This is a genomic window from Pontibacter deserti (assembly GCF_023630255.1).
Taxonomy (GTDB): Bacteria; Bacteroidota; Bacteroidia; order Cytophagales; family Hymenobacteraceae; genus Pontibacter; species Pontibacter deserti.
Map to the genome: position 1 here is coordinate 1,163,362 of NZ_JALPRS010000001.1, position 15,700 is coordinate 1,179,061.

The window sequence follows — 15,700 nt, forward strand, 5'->3', positions numbered from 1 at the left end:
TTTTGAGAAGTTATTTAACTGGGTTTGTTTATGAATAGACTTTTACTGCTGTGCTTTTTTGTTTGTTCTTTTTTTCCTTTACAGATCTTAGCTGAGGGATCTAAAAATCTTACTCCGAATACCACGGGCTCCCCTTCTGCTTTAACAGATCCCAACAATACCAGATCAGGCTACCTCGCGCACGATGCAAATTTTGCTGCTGCCGCGGGTGTGGCTCCTACTTCTCTTAGTTTTCTGAAATCTGCCGGGTTTAACTATAACGGTGCGGTCTATTCTGCTGACCACAGGTTATATGTTCGTGTTCTACCCGGAGAAACAGTGCATTATGGAGTTCATCGAACATCCCACGATCAGGGAACAGGTAATCAGGGTGACCTTATTATTACAGCACGTTTCCGTAATGCAGATGGAACAGAAGGCCTGGCAGCAACTACTACCCTTTTAAGAAATACAAAATCAACCAGAGACTCTGAACTTATTACCACACAAGCAGGCGTAATCGTTAATGCGGCGCAGGCAGCAGCCGGTCCAGTGGCTTTGGCCGGTACAGCAGGTTATCAGAGTTTATCTATCACAAATACCTCTACCCAGACCAGAGATTACTTTTTTGAGTTTAACCAGGTAGGTGAAGACCGTATGACTCAGGAGCAGCGTTTCTCTGTTTATGATTTTTGGGATTTTACGGTACTTGATACAAACAAGAATGAGAAAACAGGCCGTTTGTTCTCCAAACTTTGGGCATTTTCCGCAGGAGGCACATCCAATGTTTTTTCCAGGAACTTCAACATGTACCCGCTTATACCTAGCGAAACGCAGCCAGGAAAATACTATGTAAAGGTATTGGAACTGGCAGGTATAGCTCCTCAAAACTTTTTCCGGTTTGTAACTAATAGTATGGGTACCACCAATGGTACCACCTTCGAGGAAAGACGTAAAAGCCAAACCATAAATTCAGATTATCCGGAGTACTATAACTTTGTAAATAACCCGGACCCGGCCATATGGCCAACAGCCACAGCACCCACTTTCAGCGTTAATGTAACCGCTTTTTGCAGCAACTCCATAACAGGCCGGGGTGGCGTTACATTTACAGGTACCAGTTCGGAAAGCAGTACTTTTATAGTATTGATCGACTTAAACAACAATGGTACTTATGACCCGGGAACAGCAGATGTGTTGCTGGAAAAAACAGGGGCAGCAGGAAATAAAGTGATTACCTGGGACGGCTTGAACGGACTTGGGCAGGTTGTACCTAATGGTACTACTTTGAAGTATTACTTTAAAAACGGGAGCGGTCCTATCAACTTCCCTATGTGGGATGCTGAAACGAACTTAGATGGTTTCAGGGTGGGAGAAGTCAGACCATTACCTGCAGGAACCAGCGGACAAAACTATGTCAGCAAATTATACTGGGACGATTCCAAACTTGCTACTGCGCGATTTCCGGCCCCACAAACACAGCTGTTTGGTTTAGCGGCTGCAGGGTCTTACGATAACCTGAGCGGTGGTGTACATAAATGGGGCAATACAACATCAAACACTACGGCCGGTGACTTATATACCACCAACACCTGGACCTATGGTTACACTAACGAGTTAGAGCAAAGCCATGTGTACACTTTTGATTGTTCGGTAGATCTGGTTGTTACCAATACTGTTTCCGCGGGAAGTTATACCGTAGGAAAACCTTTGACCTATACTGTAACCATAGTAAATAATGGTCCTGAGCTGGCTTCTGGTGTTACGCTTTCTGATTTACTAGATAATACCAAACTGGAATTGATCAGCGCTACAGCTTCTCACGGTTCTTATAACAGCACGACAGGTATCTGGAATGTTACTGATATGGGTTCTGGAGCAACCCGTACTTTAACAATTACAGCAAAACCAAAAATTACCGGTTCAATCAGCCAGGTAGCAAGTATAAATTCTCTGGACCAGGCTGACAGAAATACAACTAATAACTCGGCTACGGCAACTATAACTGTGGTTCCATCTGCGGATATTGAAGTAAAGAATATGGCTTCTGGTACAACTTTTAATAATGGAGATGAAGTTACTTATACTATAACAGCAAAAAATCTGGGACCTAATAATGCCACCGGCGTCGCCATTACAGACTTGCTACCGTCAGGATTGACATTAGTAAATGCAACAACAGCAACCGGAACTTATAATGCAACAGATGGAATCTGGACATTGGGGGCTTTGTCAAATGGAGCGACAGCAACTCTAACTCTGAAAGCAACTATAAACAAGCTAGGTACTATAACCACCACTGCTACTTTAAACAGTAGAGCAGGATTTGAACTTGATGATCAGGCATCTAATAATACGGCATCTAACACTGTCACCGTATTACCTACAGCCGATGTTGCGGTAACCAATACTGTAAACAATACTTCACCTAATCAAAATCAGGATGTTATTTATACTATAAAAGTAACAAACAATGGCCCTAACCATGCTACGGATGTTACTATAAGTAACCAGATTCCTACAGGTTTAACAATTACTGATTATAGCCTTACTGCCGGAAGTTTAAATCTGGCCACAGGTACATGGTCAGTAGGGACTGTTGTAAGCGGTACATCGCAGACTTTACTCTTATATGCCCGACCTTCTGCGACTGGTTCCATAGCGTTAACTGCAACACAAACCCACGCAGAATATGACGGTATTAATAGCAACAACAGTGCTACATCAACTATAAATGTAGCTTCAACTGCTGATGTAGCTGTAACCAATACCCTGTCGCCAGTTAAAACAACTTATACAACCGGTGACAATGTAACATATACCATAGTAGTAACTAACAACGGCCCTAGTACTGCCACCAATGTAGTAGTAAATGATAAATTATCAGGCACATTAGCTTTTACAGGATACACAGCTACAAACGGTGCTACTTACGATCAAGTGAGTGGTAACTGGTCTGTTGGTACCTTGCCTAGTGGTGCATCTGAGAGATTAACTATCAATGCAAAAATCATTGAAAGTGCCATCATTACTACTACCGCCACACAAACCCATACTGAATACGATAATGTTAGCGGTAACAATAGGGCTACTAACTCCATCACATCCGGTTCCGGTACTATTACAGCAGATATAGCTGTAACTGTGTCTGCTGATGCGGGGCCATACTATACCGGTAAGCCTGTAACATTTACAGTTAAAGCTGAAAACTTCGGTCCAGACCAAGGTACAAATATTCAGATAGATGCTTTACTGCCCGCTTCTATGAAGTATGAAAGTTCAGCTGTTCAGTTCGGTACTTATGATGCGGTTACAGGTATATGGAATTTAGGTAATCTGGCATCAGGTTCATCCACTGAACTTACTATAGTTGCAGTTCCTAAACCAAATCTGACAACAGGTAATACTGCAACTGTAACACATTCCTTAACAGGGTCTTTAAGATATTTAGCTCAGTCACAGAGTGCTAACATTGGTGCAGATTCCGAAACAGAGACGATAGTGGTAGATAAGGCGGCCGAAGTGGGTGTAAGCATGACGGTTACAAGCAGTGAGCCTGATGGTAAGTATTATAATGGCTTGACCACGGCAACATTTATCCTTACTGTCACCAATAACGGACCAGACCGCGTTACGAATCTGATAGGTTCAGATACCAGAACAGGGCTGCTTAATTTTACTTATGTAGAGCAAGGAAAAGGTTTTAATCCGGCTACAGGTATATGGAATATTGGTACACTTGAGCCGGGAGAAACCAGAACACTGGAAGTTAGAGGTATACCAAAAACAACTGGACGTCTTAACCTGGGTGGCTGGATAACAGCACAGGATCAATTTGATCAAATAACTGAAAACAATAAGGCTGTTGCACTGCTGAATGTATTGCCTGCAGCTGACCTGAAAGTAACGCAAACTGTTACACCAGGACCTTACTATAATGGACAGAGCACTACGTTCACCGTAATACTTGAAAACCTGGGGACAGATGCTGCCACCGGTGTTACCTTGGTAAACAAGTTACCTGAAGGATTGGCATTAGTAAGAGCTACCACTACAATGGGAACCTACCATGCAGAAACCGGCATTTGGACCCTTGAATCTGATGTGTTAAAAGGCCAGTCTCAAACACTTACGATAACAGCTGTTCCAACAACTTCTACTACATTAACACTGGAAACAAAAATAAAAACAGTAAATGAGTATGATAATGTAACTTCAAATAACCAGGCTTCTACTTCCATATCCACTGAAAAGGCAGCAGATATACAAATACTGGCAGAGGTTCCGGCAACTACCCGGCATGTGGGGGTGCAAACTACTTTTACCATAAAAGCAACAAACCTGGGTCCGGATGCGGCAACTAATATCCGTGTACAGGAAACACTGCCAACCGGCTTCAATTTTATTCAAGCTGCAACATCTGCAGGTTCATACGATGTAACTACAGGTATCTGGATCGTACCTGCCCTGGCCAGCAATGCAACAGCAGATCTCGTGCTAACCGTGGTTCCGAATAAAACAGGATCGATCACCAACTATAGCTATAAAATAGCCTCAACCGAGTACGATCCAAATGGCCAGAACTCTCAGTCAGGTAATAACCGGACAACTGCAAACATCTTTGTGACTGATAGGGCAGCGATTTATACTATAGCTCCTGCTGTAAACTTCTATGATCTGCTTAAAAATGATGTAATGGCATTCCCGACTGATCCGGATGGAAGTATAAGTTCAGCGCGTTTAGCAGAAAATTCTACCCTTCCGGCTGGAATTACATTAGCAAATAATGGAAGGTTACTCGTTACGGAACCATTAGCCCTACGAGCTGGCACTTATACTATAGCAGTTGACCTATGGGATGAATTCGGTAACAAGTCAACTTATAGCAATTTGCAGCTAGTTATAACAGCAGACCGGGACGGTGACGGAGTAAATGACTTTGATGACATTGACGATAACAACGACGGAATTACAGACATGTCTTCTTCTGGTGAAATTGATCCCTACGCTGATGCTAACAATGATGGAGTTTACAATTATGCGGATGCTACATTTATATATTCAGGTAACAGAGCCTTTGCAGATGCCAACAGCGATGGCATCAACGATTGGTTTGATAGTGACATAGACGGCATCATCAATTCGTTAGACATCGACTTTGATGGTGACGGTATTGCAAATGCTGTTGAAGCAAATGGTGGTAGTGCACCAACTGCCTGGGGCTATAATGCAGCTACCAGTATACTTACAGGAAGCGTAAGTGCTAACGGAATGCCTGTACTTGCACAGACAAGCAGCAATAGCGGAGATTCCAGATATATCTACCCAGACTCTGACGGTGATAGTATTGCAGATGCATTTGACCTGGACTCTGATAACGATGGATTGCCTGACCTGATGGAAGCGCAACTAACTATAGGATACAGAACAAAATATGCTGTTGATACTGACCGGGATGGCCTTGATAATGCCTATGACTCAACCTGTGGTTGCGAAGTATCGGGTATAACAAGCGCAGTCATAAATACAGATGGGGATGCAAATCCAGATTACCTGGATATTGATAGTGACAACGACTTAAAATCAGATATGGAAGAGTCGTTTGATGATAACATCAGTGGTTCTTCTGCTGATGATCTGATGTTACGTGCTGCGAATTTTTCGAATGGTTCTTATCCGGCTGTAGATATTAATTATAATAGTAAGTACGATTGGCTCGAAGACGATAATTTTAACGGAATACTTAATTTCCAGGAGGCAGGTCATACCTATTATTACGACACTAATGCAAATGGTATTATAGCGCTGTTTGATCCAGCTACCTCAGGGAAAGCCGTTGTTTACCAGCTGAACATGAATAACAAGATGAACTACAGAGATGCGGAAGTCTTTATGCCTCTTCCTGTTTCATTAGTAAGCTTTACAGGTAAACTGCAACAGGAAGGCGTAAAGTTAAACTGGTCTACAGCATCTGAACAGAATAATGATCATTTTGAAATTGAGCGAGGTACAGATAAAAAGGCATTTGCAACGGTAGGTTATGTGAAAGGCTTTGGTAATAGTAACCAGAAAATCAACTATAGTTTCTTGGATAGTTCGCTTCCTACAACAGCTACTTACTACCGCCTGAAGCAGGTTGATGCAAATGGCAGGACTACGTACAGCAAACCTATCGTTATACAACCAGCTAAGGCACAGCTACAAAATATCATCAGGCTGTATCCTAATCCGGCTACAGAAACTGTAAAACTTGATATGACAAAACTTTCAACTGAAACTTTTAACATCTCTGTTATTAGTATGGAAGGGAGAGTTGTTAAGGAGCTGAAGTTACAGGGGGGACACATTCAGGAAATAGATTTAAATAATCTCGCTGCCGGAAAGTATATAATTAAGGTACAAGGGCAGGATGTTGTACTATCTCTAAGACTGATAAAGCGTTAGTAACTCTGCACAATTAAAAAGCCTCTGCATTTACAGAGGCTTTTTAATTTATAAACGAAAACTATTGCATGCTTAATTAATAATTCAACAGTTCATCTATAGCAGCCGCAACTTTATCAGGGTTCGGGAGCATCATTTTCTCCAGCTCCACATTAAGCGGTATGGCAGGCAGGTTGGCAGCACCCAAAGTATAAACCGGCGCATCTAGTTGCTGAAAACACTCTTTAGAAATACGACCGGCCAGCGACTCCGCAAACGAGTTCATCAGTGGTTCTTCGGTTAGCACAAGCGCTTTGCCATGACGGCGAACAGATACAAGCACCGCATCAAAATCAAGTGGGTTAAGCGTACGCAGGTCGAGGATTTCTATACTTCCGGGAAATTGCTTGGCAGCTGTTTTAGCCCAATACACGCCCATACCATAAGTGATAACCGTCATAGAGTTACCCATTTTTACTTCGGCTTCATCAGCATACTGCACCACATTGGCTTTGCCTAACGGTAGGATATAGCTCTCATCCGGTTCTACGGTTTTGGCATCTTCGGTACCAGCAACCTTAGACCAGTATAAACCTTTGTGCTCCAGCATGATCACCGGGTTCGGGTCCAGGAAGGCAGCTTTCATCAGACCCTTCATATCAGCAGCGTTGCTTGGGTACACCACTTTTATACCACGTATAGTTAGCAGTGTAGATTCCACGCTCCCCGAGTGGTACGGGCCACCACCACCATAGGCACCAATCGGCACACGGATAACAGACTGTATAGGGAATTTACCCATCGACAGGTAACAGCTCTTCGAAAGTTCTTCCACCAGCTGGTTCATACCCGGCCAGATATAATCGGCGAACTGTATCTCAACTATAGCCTTGGCACCAACCGCCGACATACCAGCCGTTGATCCTACAATATAAGCCTCCTGAATTGGTGTATTAAACACGCGGGCATCGCCATACTTTTTAGCCAGCAAAGCCGCTTCGCGGAATACACCGCCCAACTCACCGCCAACATCCTGGCCATAGAATAAAGCCTCCGGATAAGTTTTTAAGATATCATCAACGGCGTGAAGCGCTGCATCAACCATAATCGCTTTCTCTGCGCCTGCTGGTGTGCGCTCGCCTTTTTCTTCGGTTACAGGGGTAGGTGCAAACTCATGCAGATCAAAAGTTGCTGGATCAGGAACAGGAGCTTCTAAAGCACGCTTATAATCATCTGCAACTATGCGCTGGGCTTCCTTCTCTAAAGTAAAGATTTCATCCTCCGTTACATCAAGGCTCAGAAGTGTCTGCTTTAATCTCGGGATCGGGTCGTTTACGGCATGCTGCTGCAGGTTATCGCCACGGTACCACTCACGGCGCACACCAGAAGTATGGTGGCCCAACAACGGAACTTTGGCATGCACCAGTATAGGTTTGCGTACTTCCCGGGCATATTCAAAGGCAATACGCATTCCTTCAAACGACTCGGCAAAGTCTGAACCATTTACGCGCAGACGCTCCATACCTTTAAAGCCGGCAGCATACTCGTAAGCATCCATGGCGCGCATTTCCTTTCCCGTAGCCGATATTCCCCAGTCATTATCCTGTACTAAGTAAACGATAGGCAAACCTTTCAGCACTGCCATCTGGAACGCTTCGGCCACTTCGCCTTCGGTTACAGAGCCATCACCTAAAGAGCAAAGCACTACAGGTCTCTCTTCATTATTCAGTAGCCCCTGCCCTTCCAGGTAAGCAATACCGTGTGCCATACCTGTAGCCGGAATTGCTTGCATACCTGTGGCCGAGCTTTGGTGTGGTATAACAGGGAAGCCTTCACGCTTCAAAGACGGGTGACCATAGTAAGTACGCCCCCCTGAGAATGGGTCGTCTGCTTTTGCCATCAGTTGCAGCATCAGCTCGTATGGCTGCATGCCTATACCTAAGAGCACAGAATCGTCACGGTAATAAAGCGAAGCATAATCGTAAGGCTTTAACTGGAAAGCTGCTGCCAGCTGTATGGCTTCGTGGCCACGCGAGGTGCTGTGCACATACTTGCTGCAGATGGCTTTGTTCTCTTCGTAGGTGTCTGCCAGGGTTTTGGCAGTTATCATTAGTCGGTAAGCTTTTTTCAGAACGGAAACGTCCACTTTAAAGTCTTCCAATGTATCTTTTGACATAGTTTATACTTTAGTCTTGCCCGAAATTAATAAAAACTGCCCGCTTTCTAAAATCTATAATCATTCTGTAAAACCGGCTTATTTAACTAATTTTGCCCAACTTATTTAGGGACACAGAATTTTATACATAAGACGCAGGGACTTATTATGTATGCGATTTTAATAGAAGTCTTATGTCCTGAGTCTTATATCTTAAGTCTATAGAAAATGTTCAGAGACGAAGTAGAAGCTTTTATGCGCCAGTTTCAGCTGGATTTGGTACGCGACCTAGAAAATTGCGATGGCGGAACCACTTTCCAGGTAGATGAATGGCAGCATGCCGAACATGGTGGCGGCATAACCCGCATTATAGAACATGGCGCTGTGCTTGAAAAAGGCGGTGTAAATTTCTCAGCAGTTGGCGGGCAGCTTTCGCCGCAGTTCCTAAAAATGCTGGAAATGCCTGATCCAAACTTCTTTGCGACAGGCGTGTCAGTGGTAATGCACCCGCATAACCCGATGGTGCCCATCACACACATGAACGTTCGTTATTTTGAGGCTGGTAACGGCAAAGCCTGGTTTGGAGGCGGCATCGACCTTACTCCTATTTATTTAGACCTGAAGCAGGCGCAGGAATTCCATAAGGTCATGAAAGCTGTCTGCGACAAGCACCACCCAAGCTATTACCCGGAGTTTAAAAAGTGGGCCGATGATTATTTCTTTAACGAGCACCGCCAGGAAACCCGTGGTGTCGGCGGCATTTTCTTCGACAGGTTAATGGCCAATGATGAATTTACCTTGCAGCAGCGATTTGATTTTGTGAAGGATGTGGCTTATGCCTTTGCGCCATTCTATACTTCTATCATGAACCAAAACCGCGACCTGGCTTATAATGAGGAGCAGAAAAAGTGGCAACTGATTCGCCGTGGCCGCTACGTGGAGTTTAACCTGGTGTATGACCGCGGTACTAAATTCGGGTTAATGACCGGTGGCAGAATTGAATCTATACTGATGAGTTTACCGGAGCTGGCGTCGTGGGTATATAACCATAAGCCCGAACCGGGAAGCCCTGAGGAGCTGACCCTGAACTACCTGAAAAAAGATATCGACTGGATAAACGTACTATAAGCGATGCTCGAAAAATTAATTGAGCTGGACAAGGAACTGTTTGTCTACCTGAACGATATGCAGTCGCCTTTCTGGGACCCGATCATGGTTTTTGCTTCGGATAAGTACGTCTGGATACCTTTTTACCTGGGATTGATCGGGTATGTGATCTGGAAATATAAGCGGCAAAGCATACCTATGCTGCTGCTGGCTGTACTAACTATAGCCTTAGCCGATAGCATCACTTCCGGCATTTTTAAGCCATACTTCGCTAGGCTCCGCCCCTGCCATGACGAAACGTTATCGGATGTAATTAACCTGGTGGCCGGTTGTGGTGGTAAGTTCGGGTTTATGTCGTCGCATGCGGCCAATGCGTTTGGTTTTGCTGTTTTCTTTAACCTGATCCTCTCCGACCGTTACACTATATTCAAAGTTATACTTGTAGCTTGGGCTGTTATAGTATCTTACAGCCGCATTTACCTGGGCGTACATTTCCCAGGCGATGTGGTAGGTGGCGCTATAGTTGGAAGTTTTGCCGCGTATGTCTGCTCCCTAGGTTATGCTATAATTATCAAGAAGTATAGCTGGTTCGCCGTACGGTAAATCAGCTTCTATTTCTTTCCTAATAATCTAGCCACATACTTCCCAATAATATCAAACTCCAGGTTTACTGAGTCTCCTGGCTTTACGCTGTGCAGGTTGGTGTGCTCGTAAGTATAAGGGATAATAGCTACTGAGAATCTGTTTTCTTGAGAGTCTACTACGGTTAAGCTGATGCCATTTACACAGATAGAGCCTTTTTCTACAGTTACATTTCCGGTATTGGAATTATAAGAGAAGGTAAAAGTCCAGCTGCCGTTTTCGTCTGTTACACTTTCACAGATACCAGTCTGGTCTACGTGGCCCTGTACAACGTGCCCGTCGAAACGACCATTGGCCTGCATGCAACGCTCCAGGTTTACCACGTCTCCTGCTTTCAGGCTGTTCAGGTTCGTTTTCTTCAGTGTTTCGTCAATGGCAGTTACAGTATACCTATCACCTTCGATAGCTACCACCGTAAGGCACACGCCGTTATGAGCTACGCTCTGGTCAATCTGCAGCTCATGTGTAAACGCCGATGAAAGTATAAAATGCTTGTTGGTAGCTTCTTCTCTAATAGCTTCTACCTTGCCTAAAGTCTCAATTATTCCGGTAAACATAGTTCTGTTTTTACACTACAAAGATACGCGATTCCGTTAGCTCAGGGAAGTTATCTGGTAATAACTCTGATTTATACTTTAAAATAAAGCATAGTTATTTATTTTCGCGGTAACGAACCTCTGCAGCTTGCTGGCAGTAAACATAAGTATAGCCAAAGTATAAACTGAACATGGAAACTGATCTGTATAAACACAAAGGAATGCGCCGTGGTCTGGTGCAGCAACTTCGCCAGAAAGGAATCCGCGACGAACGCGTACTGGCCGCTATCGAAACTGTTCCCCGCCACTTCTTCTTTGACAAAGCTTTTGTAGAACAGGCGTACCAGGACAAGGCTTTCCCAATAGGCGAAGGTCAGACTATTTCACAGCCTTACACGGTTGCTTTTCAGACAGAATTGCTTCGACTAAAGCCTACAGATAAAGTACTGGAAATAGGTACAGGCTCTGGTTATCAGTGTTGTGTGCTGCTGCAGATCACGCCAAATGTGTATACTATAGAATTTAACAAACCGCTATACGAAAAGGCCCGCCGCTTTTTCACGAAATACGGGCTCAAACCTTATACCTTCCATGGCGATGGCTCCGAAGGATTACCAATGCATGCACCTTACGACAAGATTATAGTTACGGCCGGTGCACCTGTTGTGCCGCGAAGCTTGTTAAAACAACTGAATGTGGGTGGTATTCTGGTAATACCTGTAGGCAACGAGAGCAGCCAGAAAATGCTGCGTATCACCCGAACATCTGAAACAGGCTTTGAGCAGGAAGAATTTGCTGATTTTAAATTTGTGCCGTTGCTTGGTCGTGAAGGATGGAATGCCGGTGCCTGATACAATTCTGGTTTATACTTCTGTTAAATCTTACACAGCGTTTTTTGTTTGGATGCGCTTGCCCTATCTTTGCATAAAGATTAACGAACCATTATGCGTAAACAGAAGAAAGTAAGCGAATCCTATGTGATCATGACTGAACTGGTATTGCCAAACGATACCAATACCCTGCACAACCTGATGGGTGGTAAAATGATGCATTGGATGGACATTGTATCGGCTATTGCGGCTCAGAAACACTCAAACCGCATTGTGGTTACCGCGTCTGTAGACAACGTTTCTTTTAAGGAAAGTATAAAACTGGGCAATGTAGTTACGCTGGAGGCAAAAGTTACCCGCGCGTTTGCTTCCTCTATGGAAGTACATATTGTAGTGTATGCTGAAGATATTCCTACCGGTACTAAAGTACTTTCAAATCAGGCTTTCTTTACGTTTGTGGCCGTAGACCAGTCTGGTAAGGCGATTGACGTGCCAGAAGCAATTCCTGAAACAGAAGAGGAAATCAAACTATACGATGGTGCGCTGCGCCGCCGTCAGTTACGTCTGGTGTTGGCTGGCCGCATGAAACCGAGCGAAGCGAACGAGCTTAAGTCAATTTTCGATATCAAAGAAACCGCACAAGGCGAATAAGTATGGCAGGGTTACAGGCAGAGGAATTAAGCAATGAGTTCTTCAAGAGCTTTTTACCGGAAACTGTATTTTTAGTGGACGGAGATGTTCCTGTGCCTGTAATTTCAACTCCTGAAAGTATAGAACCTGAGCTGGCACAAGTTGTAAAACCTCTTATACCAGCAGAAACAACTAAAAATACTATCCCGGCTGTACCTAAATTTCCAAAAATTGAAGCGCCTGCTAAGTCCGTTATGTTTAATGTGATTGGTGAGAATCAGAAAGGTGTTGCAGTTTTGGTAACTATACCGGATACTGAATTCAGAAAGCTTCCCCAACTGGAGTTCCTAAATAAGATCCTTCAAGCCATTGGTTTGCAGCCTGCAGATGTAGTCTATGTAAATAATGTGTCAGGTTCTATTGCTGTGTTTGAAGAATTGCAGCATGCATTACAAGTTAACTACATATTGAGTTTTGCCAGTCGTGTAGAGTCCAACCTGCCTCACGATAAGTTTACTCTTTACAATCCGGTAATGCTTGGGTCTGTGCCAATCGTTTTCTCACATGCTCTAGCCGACCTGGAGAACGATGTAGAAAAGAAGAAGCTACTCTGGGGCGCTCTGCAGAAAGTATTTAGAGCATAATTATACTTGATCAGTTAAATACCGACTAGTTTATAGTTTAGACAACAAAAAAGCCTTTCCTGCTACGAAAGGCTTTTTCTTATTTTATACTTACTATTTTACTTCAACACTTCAGCCAGTTTATCTTCCAGCTCTTTACCGCGAAGGTTTTTAGCTATGATACGACCTTCTTTATCCAGTAATAATGTTTGCGGTATAGCTGTGATATTGTATAAACCGGCAGCTGCACTCTCCCATCCTTTCAGGTCCGATACATGAGGCCAGGTAAGTTTGTCATCAGCAATTGCTTTCAACCACTTATCACGGTTCTGGTCCAGCGATACGCCAAATATTTCGAAGCCCTTGTCTTTGTATTCGTTGTACATACGCACCACATTCGGGTTCTCTTTGCGGCACGGACCGCACCAGCTTGCCCAGAAATCGATCAACACATACTTACCACGCAACGATGAAAGAGAAGCAGAACCGCCATCCGGAGTTGGCAACGTAATATCCGGAGCCATCTGACCAACTGCTGTGCTACGCATTCCTTTCAGGCGCTCATCCAGTTCTTTGGTATACTTTGAGTCAGGCAAATTTTTGGTATACAAAGCCGACATACTGTCTGCAAAAGCAAAGTCATTCATCGGATCGATAAGCGTTAACGTACCAAATGTTGAAACAACAGAAGCTGGATGCTTCGCCAGGAAACTCTTCAGGTTCTTCTGTAAAGTCATAAACTCAGCTCTGATCTTTTCAACTTCAGCGGTTTTACCTTCGGAGTTAGCCTGCACGAAACGCTGCTGCAGTTCCATCTCCTTGGCCTGCTTTTCATTTACCAGTTTGTTCAGCTCCTGAAACAACTGCGAATCAGAAGAACCTTCAATTTTAGAAGAGCTGTTCAGGTTTTTCGCATCTGCTTCAAGCTTTACATTAGCAGCTTTGTCCAGTACCAGAATTACACCATCACGCTGATCAATCGTAACCCTGTAAAATGATGGCTCTGTTACTTCGCCTTCGAAATTAAAGGTCCCGTTTTCGCTGATCTTAGCAGTATCACGAGGTACAAACTGCTGCTTATCCAATTCAAATAAGTAGATATCACCTGCGGTGGCATTACTTAGTTTTCCTTGAATTTTATAGCTATTGTCGCCGTTAGTAGCAGATTTATTGCCCTGGCAGCCAGCTAATAAAGCAACAGCCGAAGCCAGTACCAGAAAATTCTTATAGTTCTTCATTTCTGAGAGAATTGATTATGCGTTCAGGCGCTCAACCAGCAACTTATTAGCTACTTTCGGGTCTGCTTTGCCTTTCGTTTTCTTCATTACTTCGCCCATAAACATACCTACCAGGCTTTGTTTACCAGCTTTATATTCCGCTACTTTCTGTGGATTTCCGGCTACAACTTCGGCTATAATAGCTTCCAGCGCTCCGGCATCTGAGTCCTGTAACAAATTCTGTTCTTCTGCTACCTGGTGTGCCGGCGTGCCCGGGTTCTCCAGCATATAAGGAAAAATCCTCTTGGCTGCTACCGAGTGGCTTACCTTGTTCTCATCTACCAGCGCAATCAGTTCAGCAATGCTGTGCGGCTGCAGCGGGAAATCCTTCATGTGCAGCTGCAGCTCGTTCAGGTACGATTTTACCGGACCCATTACCCAGTTAGAGGCGGCTTTATAGTTAGTAGTATACTTGCAAAGATCGGCAAAGTATAAAGCCACTTCCTTGGCATCGGTCAATACGTTGGCATCATATTCTGGCAGTCCATACTCTTCGGTAAAGCGCTTGTATAGCTCCTGCGGCAGGCTCGGCATGGTTTCTTTTATGCGCTCCAGCCATTCCTGTTCAATCACCAAAGGCGGAAGGTCCGGCTCCGGGAAATAACGGTAATCGTTCAGGGTTTCCTTTGAACGCATAGCCGTAGTTGTACCAGTGTTGGCATCGAAGTTACGGGTCTCGCCTTCTACTGTGCCACCATTTTCCAGTACCATGATCTGGCGCTCTATTTCGTGTTCAATAGCACGCTGCACGTTACGGAAGGAGTTCATGTTTTTCACTTCCACCTTCGTACCCCACAGCGGTGAATCCTTCAGCATTACCGAAATATTGGCATCGCAGCGCAACGAACCTTCTTCCATGTTACCATCGCAAATGTCCAGGTATTTAACCAGGCGCTTAATCTCTGAAAGATAATTGTAAGCTTCTACAGAATCACGGATATCCGGCTCCGATACAATCTCGATAAGCGGCACACCGGCACGGTTAAAGTCAACTAATGTTTCCGTTTCACCAGCTAAGTGCATCGATTTACCAGCATCCTCTTCCATGTGAATGCGCGTAATACCAATCTGCTTGTCATTGTCTTCCGCATCTTTCACAACGATATGACCAGCCGTACAAACAGGCGTTTTATCCTGCGTAATCTGGTAACCTTTCGGAAGATCGGGATAGAAGTAGTTTTTACGTGCGTAGATGTTGTAGCGCGTAATGTTACAGCTAGTAGCCAGGCCCATTTTAACGGCCATTTCTACCACTGTTTTGTTAATTCGCGGCAAGGTACCCGGATGACCAAGTGTGATGGCACTCAGGTTGGTGTTTGGCAGCATACCATACTCCGTAGAGTCAGAACTATAGGCTTTGCTCTCTGTCAGCAACTGCGCGTGCACTTCCAGACCGATGATCGCCTGGTATTTATTTCTGATTGATTCTTCCATTTATTTAATGATTAATGGATAATGAGTAATGACTAATTATAGTTTATAGTTAAGCCATTACTCA

General features: G+C 44.2%; 10 protein-coding genes. 6 read left to right on the top strand and 4 right to left on the bottom strand.

Annotated elements, in window-relative coordinates:
• Positions 1-30: 30 nt before the first annotated feature.
• On the top strand, positions 31-6,423 hold the full coding sequence (locus tag MJ612_RS05035; protein WP_187030027.1) for a T9SS type A sorting domain-containing protein: 6,393 nt from the start codon (positions 31-33) through the stop codon (positions 6,421-6,423).
• 76 nt (positions 6,424-6,499) lie between these two features.
• On the opposite strand, the gene MJ612_RS05040 is transcribed toward MJ612_RS05035, so the two are convergent.
• Positions 6,500-8,578 (bottom strand): alpha-ketoacid dehydrogenase subunit alpha/beta, encoded by a 2,079-nt coding sequence (locus MJ612_RS05040; protein WP_187030029.1) that lies wholly within the window; start codon positions 8,576-8,578, stop codon positions 6,500-6,502.
• Positions 8,579-8,785: 207 nt separating this feature from the next.
• Here MJ612_RS05040 and hemF point away from each other — a divergent pair, with 207 nt between their 5' ends.
• Both hemF and MJ612_RS05050 read left to right on the top strand, forming a co-directional pair.
• Positions 8,786-9,685: an oxygen-dependent coproporphyrinogen oxidase gene (hemF, locus tag MJ612_RS05045; RefSeq protein ID WP_187030031.1), complete on the top strand. Its 900-nt coding sequence runs from the start codon at positions 8,786-8,788 to the stop codon at positions 9,683-9,685.
• A 3-nt stretch (positions 9,686-9,688) separates the two neighbouring features.
• Positions 9,689-10,267, top strand: coding sequence for a phosphatase PAP2 family protein (locus MJ612_RS05050; RefSeq protein WP_187030033.1), 579 nt, complete (start codon positions 9,689-9,691; stop codon positions 10,265-10,267).
• Positions 10,268-10,275: 8 nt separating this feature from the next.
• Here the strand turns inward: MJ612_RS05050 and MJ612_RS05055 are convergent, their stop codons facing one another.
• Positions 10,276-10,863: a riboflavin synthase gene (locus MJ612_RS05055; protein WP_187030035.1), complete on the bottom strand. Its 588-nt coding sequence runs from the start codon at positions 10,861-10,863 to the stop codon at positions 10,276-10,278.
• A 170-nt stretch (positions 10,864-11,033) separates the two neighbouring features.
• Between MJ612_RS05055 and MJ612_RS05060 the strand changes: the two genes are divergently transcribed.
• The 3 genes from MJ612_RS05060 (at position 11,034) to MJ612_RS05070 (ending at position 12,946) form a co-directional block, all read left to right on the top strand.
• Positions 11,034-11,693, top strand: coding sequence for a protein-L-isoaspartate(D-aspartate) O-methyltransferase (locus MJ612_RS05060; protein WP_187030037.1), 660 nt, complete (start codon positions 11,034-11,036; stop codon positions 11,691-11,693).
• A 93-nt stretch (positions 11,694-11,786) separates the two neighbouring features.
• Positions 11,787-12,323: an acyl-CoA thioesterase gene (locus MJ612_RS05065; RefSeq protein ID WP_187030039.1), complete on the top strand. Its 537-nt coding sequence runs from the start codon at positions 11,787-11,789 to the stop codon at positions 12,321-12,323.
• A 2-nt stretch (positions 12,324-12,325) separates the two neighbouring features.
• Positions 12,326-12,946 carry a hypothetical protein gene (locus MJ612_RS05070; RefSeq protein WP_187030041.1) on the top strand — a complete coding sequence of 207 codons (621 nt, stop codon included), beginning with the start codon at positions 12,326-12,328 and terminating at the stop codon, positions 12,944-12,946.
• 98 nt (positions 12,947-13,044) lie between these two features.
• Here MJ612_RS05070 and MJ612_RS05075 read toward each other — a convergent pair whose 3' ends face one another.
• Both MJ612_RS05075 and gatB read right to left on the bottom strand, forming a co-directional pair.
• Entirely contained in the window at positions 13,045-14,163 is a 1,119-nt protein-coding gene (locus MJ612_RS05075) for a TlpA disulfide reductase family protein (RefSeq protein WP_187030043.1), read from the bottom strand.
• Between the two features lie 15 nt (positions 14,164-14,178).
• Positions 14,179-15,636, bottom strand: coding sequence for an Asp-tRNA(Asn)/Glu-tRNA(Gln) amidotransferase subunit GatB (gatB, locus tag MJ612_RS05080; RefSeq protein WP_187030045.1), 1,458 nt, complete (start codon positions 15,634-15,636; stop codon positions 14,179-14,181).
• Positions 15,637-15,700: the final 64 nt, after the last annotated feature.

Bases quoted from the DNA above. Each gene is read 5' to 3' on its own strand.
- MJ612_RS05035 (WP_187030027.1), top strand. From the start codon at position 31: ATGAATAGACTTTTACTGCTGTGCTTTTTTGTTTGTTCTTTTTTTCCT.
- MJ612_RS05040 (WP_187030029.1), bottom strand. From the start codon at position 8,578: ATGTCAAAAGATACATTGGAAGACTTTAAAGTGGACGTTTCCGTTCTG.
- hemF (WP_187030031.1), top strand. From the start codon at position 8,786: ATGTTCAGAGACGAAGTAGAAGCTTTTATGCGCCAGTTTCAGCTGGAT.
- MJ612_RS05050 (WP_187030033.1), top strand. From the start codon at position 9,689: ATGCTCGAAAAATTAATTGAGCTGGACAAGGAACTGTTTGTCTACCTG.
- MJ612_RS05055 (WP_187030035.1), bottom strand. From the start codon at position 10,863: ATGTTTACCGGAATAATTGAGACTTTAGGCAAGGTAGAAGCTATTAGA.
- MJ612_RS05060 (WP_187030037.1), top strand. From the start codon at position 11,034: ATGGAAACTGATCTGTATAAACACAAAGGAATGCGCCGTGGTCTGGTG.
- MJ612_RS05065 (WP_187030039.1), top strand. From the start codon at position 11,787: ATGCGTAAACAGAAGAAAGTAAGCGAATCCTATGTGATCATGACTGAA.
- MJ612_RS05070 (WP_187030041.1), top strand. From the start codon at position 12,326: ATGGCAGGGTTACAGGCAGAGGAATTAAGCAATGAGTTCTTCAAGAGC.
- MJ612_RS05075 (WP_187030043.1), bottom strand. From the start codon at position 14,163: ATGAAGAACTATAAGAATTTTCTGGTACTGGCTTCGGCTGTTGCTTTA.
- gatB (WP_187030045.1), bottom strand. From the start codon at position 15,636: ATGGAAGAATCAATCAGAAATAAATACCAGGCGATCATCGGTCTGGAA.